15 protein-coding genes are annotated in these 21,079 nt (G+C 47.7%); 11 read left to right on the forward strand and 4 right to left on the reverse strand.

The features are described from left to right. The coding region (locus RM811_RS12930) for a hypothetical protein (RefSeq protein WP_402524882.1) at nucleotides 1–1,407 on the forward strand (1,407 nt) is incomplete at its 5' end. Between the two features lie 161 nt (nucleotides 1,408–1,568). Here the strand turns inward: RM811_RS12930 and metE are convergent. Then, a complete protein-coding gene (gene metE / locus RM811_RS12935) occupies nucleotides 1,569–3,881 on the reverse strand; it encodes a 5-methyltetrahydropteroyltriglutamate--homocysteine S-methyltransferase (RefSeq protein WP_402524885.1) in 2,313 nt (770 codons plus the stop codon). A 177-nt stretch (nucleotides 3,882–4,058) separates the two neighbouring features. Here metE and RM811_RS12940 point away from each other — a divergent pair, with 177 nt between their 5' ends. Further along, on the forward strand, nucleotides 4,059–4,991 hold the full coding sequence (locus RM811_RS12940; RefSeq protein ID WP_402524887.1) for a LysR family transcriptional regulator: 933 nt from the start codon (nucleotides 4,059–4,061) through the stop codon (nucleotides 4,989–4,991). A 478-nt stretch (nucleotides 4,992–5,469) separates the two neighbouring features. Here the strand turns inward: RM811_RS12940 and RM811_RS12945 are convergent, their stop codons facing one another. Beyond that, nucleotides 5,470–7,059 (reverse strand): ATP-binding protein, encoded by a 1,590-nt coding sequence (locus RM811_RS12945; protein WP_402524890.1) that lies wholly within the window; start codon nucleotides 7,057–7,059, stop codon nucleotides 5,470–5,472. Between the two features lie 247 nt (nucleotides 7,060–7,306). After that, complete coding sequence (locus tag RM811_RS12950) at nucleotides 7,307–8,023, reverse strand: winged helix-turn-helix domain-containing protein (protein ID WP_402524892.1); 717 nt, start codon at nucleotides 8,021–8,023, stop codon at nucleotides 7,307–7,309. Nucleotides 8,024–8,912: 889 nt separating this feature from the next. Between RM811_RS12950 and nrdA the strand changes: the two genes are divergently transcribed. The 7 genes from nrdA (at nucleotide 8,913) to pyrI (ending at nucleotide 16,850) form a co-directional block, all read left to right on the forward strand. Continuing rightward, nucleotides 8,913–11,183: a class 1a ribonucleoside-diphosphate reductase subunit alpha gene (gene nrdA, locus RM811_RS12955; protein WP_402524895.1), complete on the forward strand. Its 2,271-nt coding sequence runs from the start codon at nucleotides 8,913–8,915 to the stop codon at nucleotides 11,181–11,183. Between the two features lie 213 nt (nucleotides 11,184–11,396). After that, nucleotides 11,397–12,527, forward strand: coding sequence for a class Ia ribonucleoside-diphosphate reductase subunit beta (nrdB, locus tag RM811_RS12960; RefSeq protein WP_402524897.1), 1,131 nt, complete (start codon nucleotides 11,397–11,399; stop codon nucleotides 12,525–12,527). 94 nt (nucleotides 12,528–12,621) lie between these two features. After that, nucleotides 12,622–12,909, forward strand: a complete 288-nt coding sequence (yfaE, locus tag RM811_RS12965; RefSeq protein ID WP_402524899.1) for a class I ribonucleotide reductase maintenance protein YfaE — start codon at nucleotides 12,622–12,624, stop codon at nucleotides 12,907–12,909. A gap of 84 nt (nucleotides 12,910–12,993) precedes the next feature. Continuing rightward, nucleotides 12,994–14,052: a hypothetical protein gene (locus RM811_RS12970; RefSeq protein WP_402524901.1), complete on the forward strand. Its 1,059-nt coding sequence runs from the start codon at nucleotides 12,994–12,996 to the stop codon at nucleotides 14,050–14,052. A 186-nt stretch (nucleotides 14,053–14,238) separates the two neighbouring features. Continuing rightward, complete coding sequence (locus RM811_RS12975; RefSeq protein WP_402524903.1) at nucleotides 14,239–15,186, forward strand: bile acid:sodium symporter family protein; 948 nt, start codon at nucleotides 14,239–14,241, stop codon at nucleotides 15,184–15,186. A gap of 273 nt (nucleotides 15,187–15,459) precedes the next feature. Beyond that, nucleotides 15,460–16,380 carry an aspartate carbamoyltransferase gene (pyrB, locus tag RM811_RS12980; RefSeq protein ID WP_402524905.1) on the forward strand — a complete coding sequence of 307 codons (921 nt, stop codon included), beginning with the start codon at nucleotides 15,460–15,462 and terminating at the stop codon, nucleotides 16,378–16,380. Between the two features lie 11 nt (nucleotides 16,381–16,391). Beyond that, nucleotides 16,392–16,850: an aspartate carbamoyltransferase regulatory subunit gene (pyrI, locus tag RM811_RS12985; RefSeq protein WP_402524907.1), complete on the forward strand. Its 459-nt coding sequence runs from the start codon at nucleotides 16,392–16,394 to the stop codon at nucleotides 16,848–16,850. A 99-nt stretch (nucleotides 16,851–16,949) separates the two neighbouring features. Here pyrI and RM811_RS12990 read toward each other — a convergent pair whose 3' ends face one another. Continuing rightward, entirely contained in the window at nucleotides 16,950–18,635 is a 1,686-nt protein-coding gene (locus tag RM811_RS12990; protein ID WP_402524909.1) for a hypothetical protein, read from the reverse strand. A 287-nt stretch (nucleotides 18,636–18,922) separates the two neighbouring features. Between RM811_RS12990 and RM811_RS12995 the strand changes: the two genes are divergently transcribed. Then, a complete protein-coding gene (locus RM811_RS12995; protein ID WP_402524911.1) occupies nucleotides 18,923–19,183 on the forward strand; it encodes a hypothetical protein in 261 nt (86 codons plus the stop codon). A 350-nt stretch (nucleotides 19,184–19,533) separates the two neighbouring features. Continuing rightward, the gene (gene rhlB / locus RM811_RS13000) at nucleotides 19,534–20,967 is read left to right on the forward strand and encodes an ATP-dependent RNA helicase RhlB (RefSeq protein ID WP_402524913.1); all 1,434 of its coding nucleotides are present in this window, start codon (nucleotides 19,534–19,536) and stop codon (nucleotides 20,965–20,967) included. Nucleotides 20,968–21,079: the final 112 nt, after the last annotated feature.

Here is a 21,079-nt window from a genome sequence, read left to right on the forward strand (position 1 = left end):
ATGAACAAATCAGATAATGCTTTGAATATTCAAAATCGCGACACACCAGATTATGAAGAAACACTTAGCACCTGTCGTGACAGAATTCGTCAGAACAATAAAACCCCCACTACTATAACGCCCTATACCATAAGCCCGAGCATCTCAGAAAAGGACATTACAGAAAAAGCACCGCCAACTTCTGAGCCTGATATCTCTGAACCAGGCATACAACAGTTTGATTTAATGGATTTTATGAATACCAATGATTCCTGCTTAGATAGTATATTATCCGATTTTTTATCAGAAGAACAAACGGACACTTGCCAGATACCCGACCCATTGCCACCCCAAAACTCATCAGAGAATGGTTCGGGCACCAGTCTTTCAGAATTAAACCCCTTTGATTCTAATTCAGCAATAACTCCAACATCTCAGAATAATCTGCTTATTCAAGAAATCCTGAACCTGAGGCATGGATTAGCCCAATCTGAATATCATTGTGAAACATTGAAAGCTGAGAACCTTATGCTTTCACAAGAAAATTCAACATTAAGAATGAAAAATTCTGAAACTATACAACGACATAAGGCGTCATGTAAAACTATAGAATACGCTGCAAACAAACTAAAAATAGGTAGCCTTGAGGTTCAGAGGGACAAAAAACGTCTTGAACAAACAGTTAATCAACGAGAAATCGAAATATCTACTTTAAAGAAAAAACTCACTGACAAAAAGAATGTTAACAAAATCCTCAGGGCTAATATAGGCTCTACAGCCAGTTCACAAAAGAGTACAGATCAGTCTCAGACAACTGCCCTCATCGATAAGTGTAAACAGCTGTTTGATATGCTTGGAGTACAATGCCCTGACACAGACAGTGCCAGTCTGACAAAGGCCATTGATAGTTCTTTAGCTGTTGTCGAGCAATACAATATTGAAAACAAATCTTCCATTGACCAGCTTAAACAAAGTAGTGCTGTTCGTATAGAACCGCTGACTAAAGACAGTTTAATTTTGCTGCTTGCGAATAGTAAGGTAAATATTATGACCATCACACGCTTTCTGGAACACTCAAATAAACTATTTAAAAAAATCGTTAACGACGAAAAGGATTGCGTTAACCACTTAGGCTCAACAATCGAATCTTTAAATAGACAACTGACCTCCGGACAGATAAAAACAAATAACGCATTAGGAACTCTAAAGTTATTCGAGTCTTATCATGAAAAAATAAAAGGCCTTCAGAAAATAAAAACCGATCTTATTACGGATAATTATACTACGCTGACAGCGGTAAAAAATGCAAAAATTAACGACTGCGAGATTTATCAAGGAATAATAAACAAAAATAACAGTTCGTCTTTAAAACGTAAAATCGAGACTCCTGAAAGTACTCTCGGGATAAAATATCTAAAAACTTTATAATTCGATTTTTCAGGAGAGTACCCGAAGGGCATAAATACCCGAAGGGCATAAATAGCATGCTACTTGTACCCTATGGGGATTTGACGAACAAAATCTAATTTTCAGACCAATTTACGCCACACGATTGTATGAATACAGGAGCAAATGCCCCACAGGGCAGACTATTTTCGAACAGGCTCCCGGCTACCCGCCCTCAGCTGCCTTGCAGCCTCTACCATATTTTTCAAAGCTGCTTCTACTTCAGGCCAGTCCCTGGTCTTCAGTCCACAATCCGGGTTAACCCATAGGCGCTCCCCGGGAATTTTTTGAGAAGCCCTGGTCATCAGTTTTTTTATCCACTCAATGCCGGGCACATTGGGTGAATGAATATCATAAACCCCGGGACCAATTTCATTGGGATATTCGAATTCTTCAAAGGCATCCAGCAACTCCATATCTGAGCGAGACGTTTCGATGGTTATTACATCGGCATCCATCGCCGCGATATATTCGATGATGTCATTGAACTCGCTATAACACATATGGGTATGTATTTGAGTCTCATCCTTCACACCACTGGCCGCAATTCGAAAGCTCTTCACCGCCCACTCCAGATATTCTGGCCAGTCCGCTTTTCTCAACGGCAAGCCTTCACGAATGGCAGGCTCATCAATCTGAATAACGCCAATACCCGCATTTTCCAGGTCAACCACTTCATCCCTCAATGCCAGTGCCAACTGCTGGCAGGACGTTTCACGACTGACATCATCCCTGGGAAATGACCAGCAAAGGATGGTCACTGGCCCGGTTAACATGCCTTTAACCGGATGACGGGTCTGATCCTGAGCATAACGACTCCATGAAATAGTCATGGGCTCAGGACGACTGATGTCGCCAATAATAACCGGCGGTTTTACACAACGACTGCCGTAACTCTGCACCCAGCCATTGGCGGTAAAGGCAAAACCTTCCAGCTGCTGACCGAAATATTCAACCATATCATTGCGTTCTGCCTCGCCATGTACCAGAACATCCAGCCCAAGTGCTTCCTGCCTTTTAATCGTATTGCGGATTTCCTCCTGCATGGCAGCAATATAAGACGGTTCATCCAACTCGCCTTTACGGAACTGCAGGCGTTTCTGGCGTATCTCCCGGGTTTGGGGAAAAGAGCCAATGGTGGTTGTGGGAAATTCCGGCAGATTCAACTTTTCCTGTTGCAACCTGGCCCTTACTGAATAGGGAGCGAGTCGATGATCAATATTCTGATCGCCCTTTAATGCAGCAACCCGTTGTTTCACCAGCGCATTATGAACCCGTTGGGACTGTTGCCGGTCAGATGTCGCCTGTTCTGAATCAGCCAGCAATTTAACCACCGCTGGATCTTGTGCCTGGTGCCCACCGGTCAATACCCGGCCAATAACCGCCACTTCTTCACACTTCTGTTTGGCAAAGGCAAACCAGGACTTTAGCTCATGATCAAGCCCGGTTTCATTGTCCAAATCCACCGGTACATGAAGCAATGAGCAGCCTGGTGCTACCCAGAGCCGATCACCCAGGCGTTCTGCAGCTTCAGCCAGCTGCTGCAATATCTGTTTCAGATCTGAACGCCATATATTCCGGCCATTAACGACACCGGCAGACAACACCTTGTAAGCAGGTAACCGATCAAGCAAAGCCGGTAATTGATCAGGATCACGAGTCAAATCTACATGAATACCGTCCACCGGCAAATTAACGACGGTCGTCGTAGTACCATTCAGACCACCAAAATAACTGGCCAGCAGAATTTTTACAGGGCAACTCTGCAAGCGGTTATAGACTGACTCAAACGCCTGATGCCACTCCAGTGGCAGATCCAGAACCAGTATAGGTTCATCAATCTGTACCCACTCCACATTCATTTCTGCCAGCTTTGTCAGAACTTTGCCATACACCTCAACGATACTATCCAGCAATTCCAGTCGATCAAAAGGTTCGCCCTTCACCTTGCCAAGCCAGAGCCAGGTCAGTGGACCAACCAGTACCGGTTTTGCACGAAAGCCCTGCTCTATGGCTTCGGCGGTTTCATCCAGCAGGGAGATATTGGCCAGCTGAAACTGCTGACCTTTGATCAACTCAGGAACAATGTAGTGATAATTGGTATCGAACCATTTGGTCATTTCACAGGCCGCTGCCGGTTCGCCGCTGGGAGCCCTGCCTCGGGCCATGCGAAACAGGGTATCGATATCACCCGGATCGGCTTCAGTGAAACGCTCAGGCACAGCTCCAAGCATCAGGGAGTGATTCAAGACCTGATCATACCAGGCAAAATCCCCCGTCGGGATCAGATGCAATCCCGCATCCTTCTGCAATTCCCAGTGTCGTTTACGTAAACGACGACCTTCTTCCAAAAGCGCTGATTTAGACAGTTCTCCCCGCCAGTAACTTTCCTGAGCCTTTTTCAGCTCACGGTTAGCGCCTATGCGTGGAAAACCAGGGTTATGGGTGGTGATCATGGAAAACTCCGGGTAGACCATCAAAGTTATTTTTTTCAGGATTGATCAAAGAGTAGTCACGATTCTGTTGGAGAGTTAAACTTGAATCAAACTCATTTTTCTAATAATAAAAGTGAAAAATTCTAATAAACATGATTTTATGGTCTATCTGAAAGGCTTACAGGAGAAGCGAGAGCTATGACGACACAGAATCTGGGCCTTGAATTGCGTTATTTGAAAACACTTAAAGCCATTCATCAATGTGGCAGTCTTGTAGAAGCCGCCCGTCGTTTACACCTTTCCCAGTCAGCTCTGTCCCATCAGCTAAAGGAGCTTGAGCATCGTATTGGTATGGAAGTATTCATTCGCAAATCACGGCCGCCCCGATTTACCACCGCAGGGCTGAAGCTTTTGGAGTTAGCTGAAGAAGTATTGCCAAGATTCAAGGCGACCGAACAAAGCCTGTTGAGATTGGCAGGAGGCCAGTCCGGACGGTTACATATTGCCATCGAATGCCACAGTTGTTACCAGTGGTTAATGCCCACTATCGGAGAATACCGGCAACACTGGGCTGAAGTAGAGATGGACTTTTCCACAGCCTTCAATTTTGCGCCTCTTCCCGCTCTTTCAAGAGGTGAGCTTGATCTGGTAGTGACCTCGGATCCAACGCCAATTGATGGTATTGATTATATCCCCCTGTTTCGATATGAAATGCTTTTGGCTATTGCCAAAACACACCCATTAAACGGGCAGGCGTTCATAGCGCCTTCCGACCTCAAAGATGAGATTTTGATCACCTACCCTGTTGAGCAGACTCGTCTGGCTGTTTTCCATGACTTCCTTGATCCGGCCGATGTCGAACCAGCCGATGTACGCACAGCAGAGCTGACATTGATGATGCTGCAACTGGTCGCCAGTCAGCGAGGTGTTTCTGCATTGCCCTGCTGGGCGCTGGCTGAATACCTTGATAAAGGGCAGGTCGCTGCAGTCAGGCTGGGCAGGGAGGGTTTATGGTCAACACTTTATGCGGCCATCAGAACAGAACAAAAGGAGCAGCCCTATATTGCCAGTTTTATATCGTCTGCCAGGGAAACATGCTTTGAGACTCTGGCCGACATTATGCCTGTATAGCCGACGATGTCATTATTAACATCAGTATGAATAATCACCCTGCGCCTTTGGGCGTGTCGCATAAGCGACGAACTGACACGTTACCCTCATCCCCGCATATACTGGTGCGTTTTTGGACGGAAACTGGCTGTAGTGTTTCTTGTGGTTCAGGTAGCAGCGTAGGGTTTGTCCACAGACGGTGCTGCGGGCGATCGTCATGCGGAAAAAATGAATCTCTACATTCAACTTGCTCAGACTGAACATCTCGTCCCCAGACCGTCACGTGCCGCCCCTGAGTATTTACAGCAGCATCATGACTGTTGAGAAGCTCAAGCATATGTTTAGGCTCGTATTGATTAATTAATGTTCTTAAGTCAGCCATCACGTATCCATTTATCAACCTGCACAACTTATTAAAAAGACTGCCATAAGCACAATTGGTTCAATGCTTCTCATGCTTCTCATGCTTCTCATGCTTCTCAGTGCCTCTCAGTGCCTCTCAGTGCCTCTGCTTCCTAGGCCAAACCAGACTAAACCGGGCCCCCCCCAGGGGGCTGTGACTGACCAGGGCTCTGCCACCATGCCAGTACATAATCCGTCTAACGATGGATAGCCCAAGACCATAACCACCAGACTTTCGTGTCCTGCTGTCATCCAGTCTTGAAAACGCGGAAAAAACCCGCTCCCACTGTTCTTCCGGAATTCCGGGACCATCATCATCTACATCAATACGACAGGTATCCTGAGTTGAAGAAAAGCGTACCTGTACCTTCCCATCAGCATACCGACAGGCATTACCCACCAGATTCTGTATAGCCCGATGAATATAACGCCGGTCAATTTCAACAAAACGTCGGGGGTCTAGTACATTGCAGGGAATATGTTCAATTTCTACCCGGCTCTGCAACCGGAGGTGCTCACCAACCACCTGGGCCACTACCTTATCAACATCATGGCGTTTCAGGCTGATGGTTGGTGTCCCCTGCTCGAGGTTAGCGTACGTCAGAAGCTCATCCACCAGCTTATCCAGCTCCTCAATATCCTGGTCCATACCTTCCAGTTGCGCTTCACGCTCTTCCGGTGTTCTGGCATCAGCCACCAGATCGAGTCCAAAGCGCAACCGGGCAACCGGCGTTCTCAATTCATGGGAGACGCCCCGAATCATCTCTTTCTGCAGACTGAGGAGACGCTGAATATGATCCGCCATGGCATTAAAAGCCATGGCCAGGCGACCAATGGAGTCAGCGCCCCCCACATTGACCCGAACATCAAAATCGCCCCGGCTTAATCGGGTAGCGGCTCTCTCCAGCTTTCTCAGCCGCTGCTCCATACCCCGTACCAGAATGTAAATAGCAAGACTCAGGGATATCAGAACAAACAGTCCCAGGGTCAGGATCAGCTTGAAGGGATAGGGATTGAGTAATTTCAATGGCCCCAGGTGAAGTATCTGGTCACTGTCCGCCATTTGTGCGTAGAGCTGTAATGTTTCATCCCTCAAACTCAGCACCGTCACTACACTGCCCTGCTTTAACTGGCTTTGTTGTAAAGGTGTTAAGTGGGTACCCGGGTAATAAACAAAAGTGACGGGAAAACTTAATGATGCCGCAGATTGCCTGGCCAGAACCCGAACCCGTTCATCCGGAGAATAGCTATTGAGCAGGTGCCTGAGAAAAATAATGGTACCGCTGGCCATCTGCTCTGATATTTCCGGCACGCTTCCCCGCAGTAACCATTGGTCGTCTATCCATGAGGTGATGACGGCTGATTTTTCGTTCAGCATCTGAACATCAACCTGACCTTGAGACAGTAACTCAACGTCTTTCGGACTGAGGTCAACCTGATCCACGGGCACCATTGAAAAGGGGATCGACAGCTTATACCCCCAATCCCCCAGCCATTTCTGCCGTTGTTCATCAGGCAGTGACGCCAGCACTTCAGAAACCAGCCGGAAAGTACCGCGAGCCATATCTTCACGGTACTCAGCCAATCGAACACCATTAACAATAGTAACCACAATGCCGGAAAGCACAGAAACCAGGACCAGCGAGAATAGCAGGCCACCATAGATGCGGAGAAAAATACTGCTCATGATGTTATGCCGAAGGCTTAGGAATTGTCTGAAAATAACGTCCACATATTCTGTGGCTCCAAGCTCCGTTCGGACCGGGCCCTAAGCGTTGAACCACAAAGACACAAAGGCACAAAGAAAAGAAGGGGATTGGTTTGTTCCACGCACAGCGTGAGAACAACCAAAAAAACTTTGTGTCTTTGTGCCTTTGTGGTTCCCCTTCTTTTAAACCGGAACAGTTATTTCGGGACAAATCCTTACTCACTTTTCACATGCCCTTCACAAAGAGATAGCCTTTACTGCGCACCGTTTTGATCAACCGCGGATGCATGGGGTCATCACCAATTTTTGGCCGGATTCGAGAAACCCGCACATCAATAGAGCGATCCTGACCATCGTATTCAATCCCCCGGAGCTGAGAAAAGATCTCTTCCCGGCTCAGTACCCGGCCCGCATTGCTGCAAAGCAGCCAGAGCAGATCAAACTCAGCACTGGTCAGATCCACACTCTCATCATTCAACCAGGCCTCGCGCATGGAATTATCAACCACCAGCGAACCAAAACGGAGACTGTTTTTAACTTCCGGCTCTTCTTCAACCTGGGCAGGAGCTCGTCTGAGAAGGGCACGAACACGGGCCAGCAGCACTCTCGGGCGTACCGGCTTGGCAACATAATCATCCGCCCCCATTTCCAGCCCCAACACTTCATCAAGATCGTCGGTTCTGGCGGTCAGCATCAGTATCTGGCCATAATACTGGCTGCGCACACGCCGACAAATGGAAACCCCATCCTCTCCCGGCAGCATCAGATCCAGAATCACCAGATCAGGACGCTCACTCAGGATACGTTCAACGGCTTTACCACCATCACCTTCAATAGAAACCTGAAGGCCATTGTTTTCAAGGTATTCACGGGTCAGTGTCGCCAGACGTTCATCGTCCTCAACGATCAGGATGCGACCCGTTTCTGCATTATCCAAAGCCATTGTTTTACACCCCCGGGTTAAAAAAACGCTGCCCGATGTCCGCTACCCGCTGCCCGAAAAAGCCGGATCCGCTACGCTTTTGCGGGCAGCGGGCAGCGGGTAACGGGTAACGGAAAGCGGATCTTATTGTGGGACAATTCCATAGAGCGGCAGAATATTAGAACTTCGCCGACAATCCAATCTGTATGGGAGAGCGATATTACACTACCGATGCTTTATCGTCCTCCCCGGAGCTTGAAGAAGCCGAACATTTCTGAAAGAGCGTCCAATATACAAAAAGTTCATTAATTTTTTTATCAGGAACAGTTACAAAATATTTTTTTATTTCGAAAAAATGACAGGTTCATATTGCAAATTTTTCTTTTTGTCTGAAAACGTTACCCGGGAGTTAGCAGACACCAACACCCGAAACAATCCACAACTTATCCACAGCATCTCCCCAGTTTAACCCGCTTGAATTTCTTCACCGACCGCATTATCTTGTGTATATAATTGGTCGATACACAATATGTAGTGCCCATCACTGTCGGGCGACACATTGCCTGACAAGACAACCTGTAGAACATGCCTGAAGCAACACTCGGGCAAAAACAGCGAATTGTCTGCGAACAGCAGCCCAAAAAGGAATGGCAAACGGTGTTCAGGGAAGAATGCTCATACAGGTTTTCAGCCGCTTGCCGTGCTGTCTCAGTCCTGCAAACCTGTCCCGTAAAAAGAGCGGGCATCTGCCCTGGCGGATATTTCCCGGCATCATTCCGGATAGACTCACATTCACCAAGGTCAACGCCAGTCAAGGCGGCGGCCTTGAGATAATGGTGGGCTGCACAAATGCTGCGGTACAACGCATGAGTTGTACAAAGAATTTCCATTGAATATAGGTAAGGGCTGAATGAACAAAAGTATCCTGGTTACCAAGCGTGACGGCGACAAGGAACAGCTGGATCTGGAGAAGATCCACAAAGTCATCACCTGGGCCGCTGAAGGCCTGGATAATGTCTCCGTCTCAGAAGTAGAGCTTAAGTCTCACATACAGTTCTACGATGGTATCAAGACCACGGATATTCACGAAACGCTGATCAAATCTGCAGCGGACCTGATATCGACTAAAGCGCCGGATTATCAGTATCTGTCAGCCCGTCTTGCCATTTTCCATCTGCGCAAAAAAGCCTATGGCCAGTTTGAGCCCCCCAGGCTGTTTGATCATGTGGTTAAGCTGGTGGAGATGAAGAAGTATGACCAGCACCTGGTGACCGACTATAGCGAAGCTGAATTTGATCAGATGGAAACCTTCATTGATCACAATCGTGATATGAACTTCAGCTATGCCGCCGTAAAACAGCTGGAAGGCAAATACCTGGTACAAAACCGGGTGACCGGCGAATATTATGAGAGCCCCCAGATTCTGTATATGCTGATTGGCGCCTGCCTCTTTTCTGAATACCCGAAAGAGACTCGTCTGGACTTTATTGAACGCTTCTACAACGCCGTTTCCACCTTCAGACTGTCTCTGCCTACCCCGATTATGTCCGGGGTACGTACACCTACCCGTCAGTTCAGCTCCTGTGTACTGATCGAGTGTGGAGACTCACTGGACTCTATTAATGCAACCTCCAGCGCCATCGTAAAATACGTCAGTCAGCGGGCAGGTATCGGCATTAACGCCGGCAATATTCGAGCCCTGGGCAGCCCGATCCGGGGCGGTGAAGCATTCCATACTGGCTGCATCCCCTTCTACAAACATTTTCAGACGGCCGTAAAGTCCTGTTCTCAGGGTGGTGTCCGTGGCGGTGCAGCCACGCTGTTTTACCCACTCTGGCACCTCGAAGTTGAAAACCTGCTGGTTCTGAAGAACAACCGGGGCGTTGACGATAACCGTGTTCGTCACCTTGATTATGGTGTGCAGTTTAACAAGCTGATGTACCAGCGCCTGATCGAAGGGGGCAATATTACGCTCTTTTCGCCCAGCGATGTGCCTGGCCTTTATGATGCTTTCTTTGCCGATCAACAGAAGTTTGAACAACTCTATGTTCAATACGAACAGGACAGCAGCATTCGCAAGACAACCCTGAAAGCCATTGAGCTGTTCTCTCTGTTTGCCTCCGAACGTGCCAGCACTGGACGAATTTATCTGCAGAATGTGGATCACTGTAATACTCACAGCCCGTTCGATCCTTCCGTTGCACCGGTTCGCCAAAGCAACCTGTGTCTGGAAATTGCCCTGCCAACCAAGCCTCTGACGCATATTCATGACGAAGAAGGTGAGATTGCCCTGTGCACACTGGCCGCCTTTAATCTGGGCGCACTCAAGGACCTCAGTGAGCTGGAAGAACTTTCAGAACTGATTGTCCGGGCTCTGGACAGCCTGCTGGACTACCAGGACTATCCGGTCGCCGCCGCCTACCACTCAACCATGGGACGCCGTCCACTGGGTGTAGGGGTCATTAACTTTGCCAACTATCTGGCTAAGAACGGTGTTCGCTACTCCGATGGTTCCGCCAATGGCCTGACTCACCGGACCTTTGAAGCCATTCAATATTATTTGTTGAAAGCGTCCAACAAGCTGGCCAAAGAGAAAGGCACCTGCACCAAATTCCACGAAACAACGTATTCCGAAGGCATCTTGCCCATCGACACTTACAAACGGGACCTGAACGCTGTTTGTGAAGAGTCACTGCATCTTGACTGGGAAAGCCTGCGGGAAGACATCAAGTCATCTGGCCTGCGTAACTCAACACTGACCGCATTGATGCCGTCTGAGACATCATCCCAGATCAGTAACGCCACCAATGGCATTGAGCCGCCCCGTGGCTACGTCAGCGTTAAAGCCAGTAAAGACGGTATTCTGAAACAGGTGGTTCCTGATTTTGCAGAACTTCAGGGTCGTTATGAGCTACTCTGGAACCTCCCGAACAACGATGGATACCTTCAGCTCGTCGCCATCATGCAGAAATTTGTGGATCAAGCCATCTCAGCCAACACCAATTATGATCCCAGCCTGTTTGAAGGTGGCAAGGTTCCCATGAAATTACTGCTGAAGGATCTGCTGACGGCGTACAAATTAGGCGTAAAAACGCTCTATTACCACAACACCCGTGATGGCGCGACCGATGCCCAAAACGATATGGATGATGACTGCTCAGGAGGAGCCTGCAAGATCTGATGAACATCCTGTCTCTTAAAGAGAAGGGGGATAGTTGATCAAAGTGAGCGGCAACCCTGTTTATAACGTCATAGTCTCTAGCGCAAATGCCAGTCGATAAATGCTTATAGATAAAAGGTGTCGTTCGCTTCACTCTTCCCGGGCAAAAAAGCCAGCAAAAAAAACCGGCCAGAAACCATATGCGGAAACCACTGAATTGGGGCGAATCAAACAATGACATACACCACGTTTAACCAGGAACAGTTCGATGCCATTAAGGAGCCCATGTTCTTTGGCCGTAATGTCAATGTATCCCGTTATGACATCCAGAAATATCCCATTTTTGAAAAGCTGATCGAGAAGCAGCTGTCCTTTTTCTGGCGCCCTGAGGAAGTGGACCTCTCCACAGACCGTCGCGATTTTGCGGCACTGCCTGATCATGAAAAGCATATTTTTCTCAGCAACCTGAAATATCAGACGCTGCTTGACTCGATTCAGGGGCGTTCACCCAATGTGGCTCTCCTCCCGATTGTCTCCCTGCCAGAACTGGAAACCTGGATCGAAACCTGGGCGTTCAGTGAAACTATACATTCACGGTCGTATACACACATTATCCGTAATATTGTCACAGAGCCGGCGAAAATCTTTGACGACATTGTCACCAATGAAGCCATCACCAAACGTGCCCGGGATATTACCCGCTATTATGACGCTCTGATTGAGGGCGTCAGCCTCTATCACCAGCTGGGTGAAGGCAAACATGTTATCAATGGTGAAGAAGTCAACATCAGCATTACGGATCTGAAACGCAGACTTTACCTGACCATGATTTCTGTCAATGTACTGGAAGCGATCCGCTTTTATGTCAGCTTTGCCTGCAGCTTTGCCTTTGCTGAACGCTCCACCATGGAAGGGAATGCCAAAATCATCAAACTGATCGCCCGGGATGAAGCCCTGCACCTGACCGGTACGCAGCACATTCTGCAACTGATGGCTGATGGCAAAGATGACCCTGAAATGGCCGCCATTGCCCGTGACATGAAAGACGAAGCACGACAGATCTTTATTGATGCCGCTGAGCAGGAAAAAGACTGGGCCCATTACCTGTTCCGCGATGGCTCCATGATTGGCCTGAACCGGGATATTCTGGGTCAATACGTTGAGTACATTACCAACCAGCGCATGGTGGCCGTTGGTTTTGAGCCAGAATTTGCCATCAAGCAGAACCCATTGCCCTGGATGAACAGCTGGCTTAACAGTGATAACGTTCAGGTTGCCCCTCAGGAAGTTGAAGTCAGCTCTTACCTGGTAGGGCAAATTGATAGTGAAGTGCAGACCGAAGACTTTAGTAACTTCTCGCTATAAGTTTCTTATTATAAAAAGCAGGGTAAGCAGTCTCACCATAAAACGTCCCGATGGCCAGACCTGTGACAGGTCTGGCTAACACAGGCGAAACATCATGGCTCACATTATCAAAATCCTGGAAGGTTTCAGTTTTATCCCCCGTGCAGAACTCAGCCTTCTCGAAGCGCTCGAGCAACAAAGAGTAGAAATGGACTATCAATGCCGGGAGGGTTTCTGCGGGAGCTGCCAGGTAAGCCTGATTGATGGTGAAGTGGTTTATACAACCGATCCTATTGCCTTTATTCCTGAAGGAAAGATACTGACTTGCTGCTGCCGCCCCAAAAGCGACCTTACCATTGAGATTCCGGGTGGGTGTAAAAAAAAGAAAGACAACGTTGAATAACACTTATATTTAAATTTGAACGCAATCCACTTTTTCTGGTCAGAAGTATCAGCCTCTCATCTTTGATACTGGTCAGGAAATCGCATGTACAGCAAGAACTCCCTGTTTTTAATCACTTCATCCATTCTTCTATTCACCGTCAGTTTGTTTTCCATCGCAGACACGCCATCAGAACCTGAAATATCGGCTGACTACAGGGCAACCCCGGAACAATTATTAGAGCGCTACCCTTATGCGGTGATGAGTTATTTATCAGAAATGGACTCGATCCTCACTTCCGGGGAGCAAGGCAAACAGGTGTTTATTATTTTCAGGCTCTCATATCTTGGCTCCCTGGGGATTCAATTAATTGCTGACCCATTAGCTATTCCTGAAAAATGGCGACGCCATTTCATCGATACACAGGAAAAAACGATAACCCCTGGCCAAAAAAGTCATCAGATCATTGGCCAGCTCAGCATTCCAGACTCCACCATCAAAGTCAGGATCTTTAAGCAGACAAAAGATCTCGCGGCCGACGCTGACCATGATCAGGAAAACAAAATCATCCTTGCACTGTCCGGGGAAAAGTCGAACAAGGCCTTTCAGTGTCTTATCACTGAAATCAAACCGCTACGGTCTGATCGATCTGACTGCTCCCTTTCTCTAAAACAATTGCAAAACATCACTGAACTCGCTGAGTCCTTCAAACAGCTATACCCTTACCATTCTCTGGAAGTAACCGGCTACTCCTACAGCGGTGCTGTTGCGCAAGTGGTTATGCTGAGTTCTGAGGCCATTGACAGGGCCTATATTTTTAACAGCTTCGGCACTCATCCCAGCTGGATAAAAACAATGCCGGGGGACAAGCTGGCCAACATCCATCATTCCTATATCGAGGGCAGCTTTATTTATGGGCAGGGCTACAATCTGGTCAGCCGCTACTCCCGATGGAGACTTCCTCAAAATAAAGTAGTGGTTCCCGGAATGAAGATATCATCCAGTGGGCATGAGTCGCAGATCCGGAAAATCTACCAGCTTAACCATCGAGACAGCTGGCTGGATACCCTTTATAACTTCACGACAAATGGCTGGATTTTGCATTCAAAAGAATCTGTTTTAAGAGCATTTGAAGCTCACTTAAACCTTAATTTCCCCTGGTAATGAACAATATCATTCATGGAGCAGCAGTCAGGCGGCTGATGAGCCTGGCAGAAATAATCTGCCGGGAGTGGAGCATCCAGTCATTGATAAACGACCAGCTCACTTCAAGCACAGGAAAACCCTGACTAAAAAAACTGTCTATAGTTTCAGGACTTTTTATCTGATTAAGTTTATGAAGCTTGTGAAATGAAAGACTACTTTAGCCTTCTATTACCACTATGGGTTCTGATAGCCAGTACATTGGCCTGTTTTTTCAGTCCGGAGGTGGCTCAGTTCAAAAATGCCCTGATGCCATTGATCGCTTTCATCATGTTTGCCATGGGGTTAACGATCACAGCCCAGGATGTACTGGTATCCCTCAGACAACCACAGGCCCTGCTCATTGGCGTTCTGCTTCAATTCCTGCTTATGCCGGCCCTGGCCTGGTTGATCAGTACCCTGCTCGGCCTGCCCGAGGAAATATTCATAGGAATGATACTGGCAGGAGCTGCCCCGGGGGGAGTTTCTTCCAATGTACTCACTTATCTTGCAGGGGGTCGAGTGGCTCTATCGGTCAGCATGACCACCGTATCAACTCTGGTTTCAATCATCATGACTCCATGGATTACAGCCCTTTACTTACAAGAGGTTGTCGACGTTGACCAAAGTGCCATGTTAATCAGTATTGCCCAAATGATCGTAGTGCCTGTACTGGCTGGAATAATCTTCAAGGCAGCACTGCCAAAGCTTGCCACAAAAGCATTACCTGTACTTCCCGGAATTGCAGTCCTGGGAATTGCTGCAGCTATTGGCCTTGTGGTCGCCCTGAACGCCAATGCACTAACCTCTCTGGGCATCATGACTGTCAGCGCTGTGGCTCTGCATAATCTCTCGGGATTAGTCGCGGGATATACTCTGGCCAGACTGATGGGACAGGACACAATCACCGCCAGAACTATTGCCATTGAAGTTGGCGCCCAGAACTGTGGCATGGCATCCGCCCTGGCGGTAAAACATTTTTCAGCACTGGCAGCCATACCACCGACTCTGCTCAGCATTATTCAAGTGATCACAGGGACCGGGCTGGCCAGTTACTGGTCAAATCGGCTAACCCGGGAACCAGCAACCGAAAACCGCTTGACCAACGACAGTTGAAGTGTAGAATCTCAGGAAATTTGCCAACGGCTTGTACTGCCCGGCAAAGCTGATTCTTCTGCAAAGAAGTGTTAACCCGAAAGAAAATTAGCAGAATAAAGGGCTCTGATGAAACTTCGCTTCAACCTTAACCGCCAGTGGATCGAAAGGAAAAGCAGAGTCCTTATTAGTAGGTTTGGTTTTATCAAATCACCCGTATTTCAAAAAAAAGCCCCTGATCTAAGGGGCTTTTTTTTGTCTAAAAAATAACCAAAGGCGACAGGTATAACCCCCATGGGAAACAGGTTCTTTAACAGGAACATTATCTCCATCGCTGACCTTACCCGGGAAGATATGGAGCAAGTTCTGGAAGTGGCTGCTGAACTCAAGCAAACGCCACGACCCGGTCTATTAAAAGGCAAAGTGATTGCCAGCTGCTTTTTTGAGGCATCAACCCGCACCCGGCTCTCCTTTGAAACTGCCATTCAAAGACTGGGAGGTACTCTGATTGGTTTTGCGGATGGCGGGAATACCTCAGCAAAAAAAGGCGAAACCCTTGCCGACGCTATAAAAATCATCAGCTCATACACCGATGCGGTGGTTATGCGTCACCCTCGGGAAGGTGCAGCACGGTTAGCCTCTGAGTTCTCCAGCGCGCCTGTGATCAATGGTGGTGACGGCTCTAACCAGCACCCAACCCAGACACTGCTGGATCTCTTCAGCATCCGGGAATGCCAGGGACGACTGGACAACCTGAAAGTCACTTTCGTCGGTGATCTCAAGTACGGCAGAACCGTCCATTCGCTGACACAGGCCCTGACACACTTTAATGCTGAGTTTACTTTTATTGCCCCTGATGCCCTGGCCATGCCGGACTATATCCTGCAGGAGCTGGATGAAAAAGGCATCCGCTGGCGTCGGGCAGATAGCATTGAAGCCGTGGTTTCGGATACCGACATTATTTACATGACCCGGGTTCAAAAAGAACGGTTCGATGAAACCGAGTACAAGCACATCGCCTCAAATTATGTACTGACCAACGAAACTCTGAAAGAAGCACCGGCTCACCTGAAAGTGCTTCACCCACTCCCCAGGGTGGATGAGATTGCCGCACAAGTCGATCAAACACCTCACGCCTACTACTTTGAGCAGGCACGTAACGGGGTATTTGCCCGCCAGGCACTGCTGGCACTGATTCTGAATGAAACGCTGTGAGGAATGGACCGATGAATAAAAAACTACAGGTCGAAGCCATCTGCCAGGGGACTGTCATCGACCACATCCCGGCTGGCCAGGGTGTTAAAATCCTCGACCGCCTTCACCTGCTGAACAGTGAGGCTCGTATTACGGTGGGCTTTAACCTGCCCAGTCAAGCCCGGGGCTTCAAGGATATCATCAAGGTTGAAGGCCGGATGTTTACCGAGCAGGAGGCCAATGAACTGGCACTGTTTGCTCCCAGTGCCACCATCAATGTCATTGATGACTACCGGGTGGTTGATAAATTTACTATGACCACTCCCAAGACCCTGAGAGGCGCTTTTGCCTGCCCTAACTCTAACTGCATCACTCATAATGAGCCGGTATCGAGCTATTTTTACCTGCGCCAGAAAAGCAGTGATATTCAGCTAAAGTGTCACTACTGCGAGAAGTCCTTCAGCAAGGAAATTGTTGCAGAACTGAGATAACAGCAATAAGAAAAAGGCGCTTTGTCCTGAATGACAAGCGCCCTTTTTCAAAGCCTCACTTATTTCCTGATAAAGGTATAAGTGGTCTATCTAGCAGCCTTAAATGTATATCGTCGTCTTATATTTGAAATCAGCCTGCCATTTCTGTCCCTGTCCAGATACATTACGATAGTAACTGCCAGTCTGCTCCTGCTTAAGCTGATCCAGAGTTGGACCTTTGGACTTTGGCTTACTTGTCTGACTCTGTTGACTGCCGTGAGCAGGCGATTCCTTAACATCCTTAGGAATTGTCTTTACATAATCCTGCCAATTGCAACTCGGTTTCTGTTTATCCTGAGCGGGGTTTGGACGCCTAAAAATGCGATTGTAAGGATCATGGAATGGCTCATTACGTTGGGATACGGATCCTGATCCTGCCCTCCTGTCAGAATTGGCACGTACAGCATCCATATTCCTGAAAGCAGGATATTTATTACCCTCTACCTTTATTTCCAATCCATCGTGAGAAGGAAGTTCCCGGCCATTTGCAATCTGACAATCAACCAGCGGAGCGCGTCCAGCAACTTCAGTTGCAATGTTCTCTTTCCTATTACGATACTGAGGTTGAAAAAATTTCTGGTAATCAACACCAAGAACAGAAAACCCACTTTTTGATTTCAAGCCTTTCCCTACTGGCGGTAAGCTAAATAGTGGACGGGACATTTCGATCCAATTTTCTGGCCTGTTACCCGCTGCATCAATGGCCTGCAGAATGGGGTCGTTTTCGAGCATTTCTAGAAATTCCGCCACTGACTTTCTCAGAGTTTGAAAGACTTCCATCTCAGATACTACTACTACATCATCAGTACTGGATGAATCCTCTCGAATCTGCGTCAACAGCTCTGAATCAGCGCCATAATTTGCCTGCTTTTTTACAGTTACAGATTCTTTATCTTCAGAAGGCTCATCCGAGTGACTATATTCCACATTACTTGACGTCAGGCTGTCAGATACTAAGACTACACCGTGCGTATCTGTACCATCTTCATCAGCATCGTTTGGTGAATCCCCATAATAATTTTCAGAGTCTGGCTGGAGCCTAACCATCACCGGGCATCCATTAACTTCCTCTTTAATCACAAATGGTGTTGTTCCATACCCCTTCGCTTCATTATTAGCTTTCAGGGGTGCCGACCCTGCCGTTTCCCCATGAAAACCGCTGGAATCAATCTTAAAGAACCCTGATTCTATTTGTTCAGACGACTCTTTATCATCAACCTCGTCAGAGGACGTGTTTTGTACTGGCGATTGCCTGGAAACTGAGTCTGGCAGGCCTGGAGATGATTCAAGTTCAGCTGTTTCAAACTCAGGATAATCAATTGAAACCTCTTCCCCGGACTCTATTACTTCGAAATCATCTTCACTATCTCCTGTGATGGACATAGACTCATCTTCATCAAAACCAGTATTCTCACAATGTGGATTTCCATTAATACTAACAGGCGCCTTTCCTGAATCCTTAGTAGGTTCGTGTTCAATATACTCAACTGGTGTTTGCCTGGGCAGACTATTTACCCTGCGAGGAACAGCTGATGAACCTTCTAATGAAAATGAGTTTGAATCTGACTTGTTAAGCTGATTTGAGGACGAATTGTAAGCCTCTACCCGTACACCATTAACCATTGCTGGTTCTGAATCATTCGATTTTTCTTTATCATCTTTAAGACAGGATCCTTCCTTTATTACACTATTTACACCATCTCCTGAAAAACCATTAACCTGATGTACTAATCCTGACGTATCCATAAACTTGCTCCTGTAACTTAATAATTCTTAAAAATGGACAACCTGAAAAGGCTCGCAATAATAACTAGACCATAATCCTAGTTAGATAGTTCCCGTCAGTGCTTAACATTTGATCAAACAGACATTTGAAAAAAACAGGATAAAAACCCCCCTCCCGGGGAGCTAATACGCCCTACCATTGTCTAATTTTCAAACAGCATATATCTGACTATTATTTACCTTTCAGGCAGTTAGAGGGCACAGCTATGAGTTTTTGTCCGTTATCCAACTTTATTGGTAACCGCTGCATGCCAGACCCTGTACAGGCAGAGTCTTTGGCCGCTAAAAACCAGAATTTCGCGGAAGAAGCGAGCTTTTTTGCCGCACTATTCAAGCATCATTCCGTTAAACCGATGCCTGACCCTGGATTAATTCTGGTTCTGACTAAGCAATGGCTTGACAAGAAAGAGCGCCAGGTGACCAAGAAAGCCAAATCCGAGCAGTTGTGGTTTGGCCAAAAGCCAGAGGATGATGATCCTGATGACCTGTATAAGGATGAGGAGTTCTGACAGGTCCACACTGCAGGTTTTCTCTGGCTCAACAACCTTAAGCGGCGCCTGATAACCATCATTCTAAAGGCGCCGCCTGAACCCGGTGGAAAGACACTATTCTGTTAATTCTCGCCAATCCGTATAGGGCGTTTGATTTGATCATGAAATCGGCGCGATAATACGCCCTGTCATTAATCGTGAAGATCCGGGATAACCTCCGGGAAGCTTCAGCGCTTATCACCAGCTAACCTCTTCCTCGCCCACCTCTGCGACGACCAGGATCAAGATTGTATCCTTATAGCTGGCTCACCCGGTTTTTCTAGCGTGTAAAGCCGTTTTTCAGGACTGAAAGGAACGAGACTAAAGCATTGAGTGGTTTTCTAGGATTGTTTAAAAAGAGCATTGCCGGCAAAAAGAGCAGTGTACATCAAGACTCACAACCGTCAGATAAAGGCAATAAAGAGCCTTCTGGTCACAAGAAACGCGCTTCACACCCCAGAAATGGTGGTCAACATAAATCATCGAAGCGCCACAATCAGGCACATAACAAGAAATCAGCCCATCAGAGCAAGGCTGAGGATAACTGGAGTCTGGACCAGTTTCCGGTAGCACCGGATCCTGAAAAAACCCGGTTCCATGATTTTGACCTTCCCCTCGGGCTGATGCATGCCATTGCTGATGAGGGCTTCAAATACTGCACCCCCATACAGGCGGAGGTCTTGGGCACTACCATGGCTGGCCGGGATGCTATTGGTAAGGCTCAGACCGGAACGGGTAAGACAGCCGCCTTTCTGGTCAGTACGATCAAACAGCTGATCGATACCCCTGCACCCGATACCCGATACCTTGGAGAGCCCAGGGTGGTTATTATTGCGCCTACCCGGGAGCTGGCTTTACAGATAGGCAACGACGCTGAAATACTCACTAAATACCTGCCCCTTCATGTTGTTACCGTTGTCGGTGGCATGGACTACGAGAAGCAGCGTAAACGCATCAGTGAAAATTATCTCGATATCCTCGTCGCCACACCAGGACGCCTTCTGGACTACTGCGAACGCAAAGACCTGTTTCTGGATCTGATCGAGATTATGGTGATCGATGAAGCAGACCGTATGCTGGACATGGGTTTTATCCCACAGGTACGTCGCATTATCCGAATGACCCCCAGACCCGGTGACCGCCAGACGCTGCTCTTCTCTGCCACCTTTACTGATGATGTCCTCCGCCTTGGCGAACAATGGACCTGGAACCCGGTAAAAGTTGAAATCGAGCCTGATAGCGTTGCTACGGATACTGTGGATCAAAAGGTCTACATTCTCTCTTCTGATCAAAAGTTTCCGTTGCTGGTTAACCTGATAAACCATCACCAGCTGGAAAAGGTCATTGTCTTTACCAACCGCAGGGATCAGACTCGAAAACTCACTGAAAAGCTGCAAAAAACGGGTATCAGGGCAGATCAGATTTCTGGTGAAGTCCCTCAGAACAAACGTTTGAGAACTCTGGAAAACTTCCGCTCAGGAAAAATAGCAGTACTGGTGGCTACCGATGTTGCTGGTCGGGGAATCCATATTGAAGGCATTAGCCATGTCATCAACTACAACCTGCCGGAAGACCCTGAAGACTATGTTCACCGGATCGGCAGAACCGGCAGAGCCGGCGCCACCGGCACCAGTATCAGCTTTGCCTGTGAAGATGACTCATTTCTTATTCCAGACATTGAAGCACTGCTGGGTAACGAGCTGAAAAAAGACTACCCACCCGAGGAACTGCTGGTCAATCCTCGCCGGAAAAGTCATCACTAGGAAATTAAGGCCGTTGTCCGCTATCCGTTGTCCGCAAAAGCGCAAGCAGGCCCGGCTCTTTCGGACAACGGGCATCGGGCAACGTTGGTTAAAATGGGGAGGTTATTTCAGA

The organism is Endozoicomonas sp., from assembly GCF_031844845.1.
GTDB lineage: Bacteria > Pseudomonadota > Gammaproteobacteria > Pseudomonadales > Endozoicomonadaceae > Endozoicomonas.

Excerpts from the sequence above, each read along its gene's own strand:
- nrdB (WP_402524897.1), top strand. The coding sequence starts at position 11,397 with ATGACATACACCACGTTTAACCAGGAACAGTTCGATGCCATTAAGGAG.
- RM811_RS12995 (WP_402524911.1), top strand. The coding sequence starts at position 18,923 with ATGCCAGACCCTGTACAGGCAGAGTCTTTGGCCGCTAAAAACCAGAAT.
- RM811_RS12950 (WP_402524892.1), bottom strand. The coding sequence starts at position 8,023 with ATGGCTTTGGATAATGCAGAAACGGGTCGCATCCTGATCGTTGAGGAC.
- nrdA (WP_402524895.1), top strand. The coding sequence starts at position 8,913 with ATGAACAAAAGTATCCTGGTTACCAAGCGTGACGGCGACAAGGAACAG.
- RM811_RS12940 (WP_402524887.1), top strand. The coding sequence starts at position 4,059 with ATGACGACACAGAATCTGGGCCTTGAATTGCGTTATTTGAAAACACTT.
- RM811_RS12990 (WP_402524909.1), bottom strand. The coding sequence starts at position 18,635 with ATGGATACGTCAGGATTAGTACATCAGGTTAATGGTTTTTCAGGAGAT.
- RM811_RS12975 (WP_402524903.1), top strand. The coding sequence starts at position 14,239 with ATGAAAGACTACTTTAGCCTTCTATTACCACTATGGGTTCTGATAGCC.
- pyrB (WP_402524905.1), top strand. The coding sequence starts at position 15,460 with ATGGGAAACAGGTTCTTTAACAGGAACATTATCTCCATCGCTGACCTT.
- yfaE (WP_402524899.1), top strand. The coding sequence starts at position 12,622 with ATGGCTCACATTATCAAAATCCTGGAAGGTTTCAGTTTTATCCCCCGT.
- RM811_RS12970 (WP_402524901.1), top strand. The coding sequence starts at position 12,994 with ATGTACAGCAAGAACTCCCTGTTTTTAATCACTTCATCCATTCTTCTA.
- pyrI (WP_402524907.1), top strand. The coding sequence starts at position 16,392 with ATGAATAAAAAACTACAGGTCGAAGCCATCTGCCAGGGGACTGTCATC.
- metE (WP_402524885.1), bottom strand. The coding sequence starts at position 3,881 with ATGATCACCACCCATAACCCTGGTTTTCCACGCATAGGCGCTAACCGT.
- RM811_RS12945 (WP_402524890.1), bottom strand. The coding sequence starts at position 7,059 with ATGAGCAGTATTTTTCTCCGCATCTATGGTGGCCTGCTATTCTCGCTG.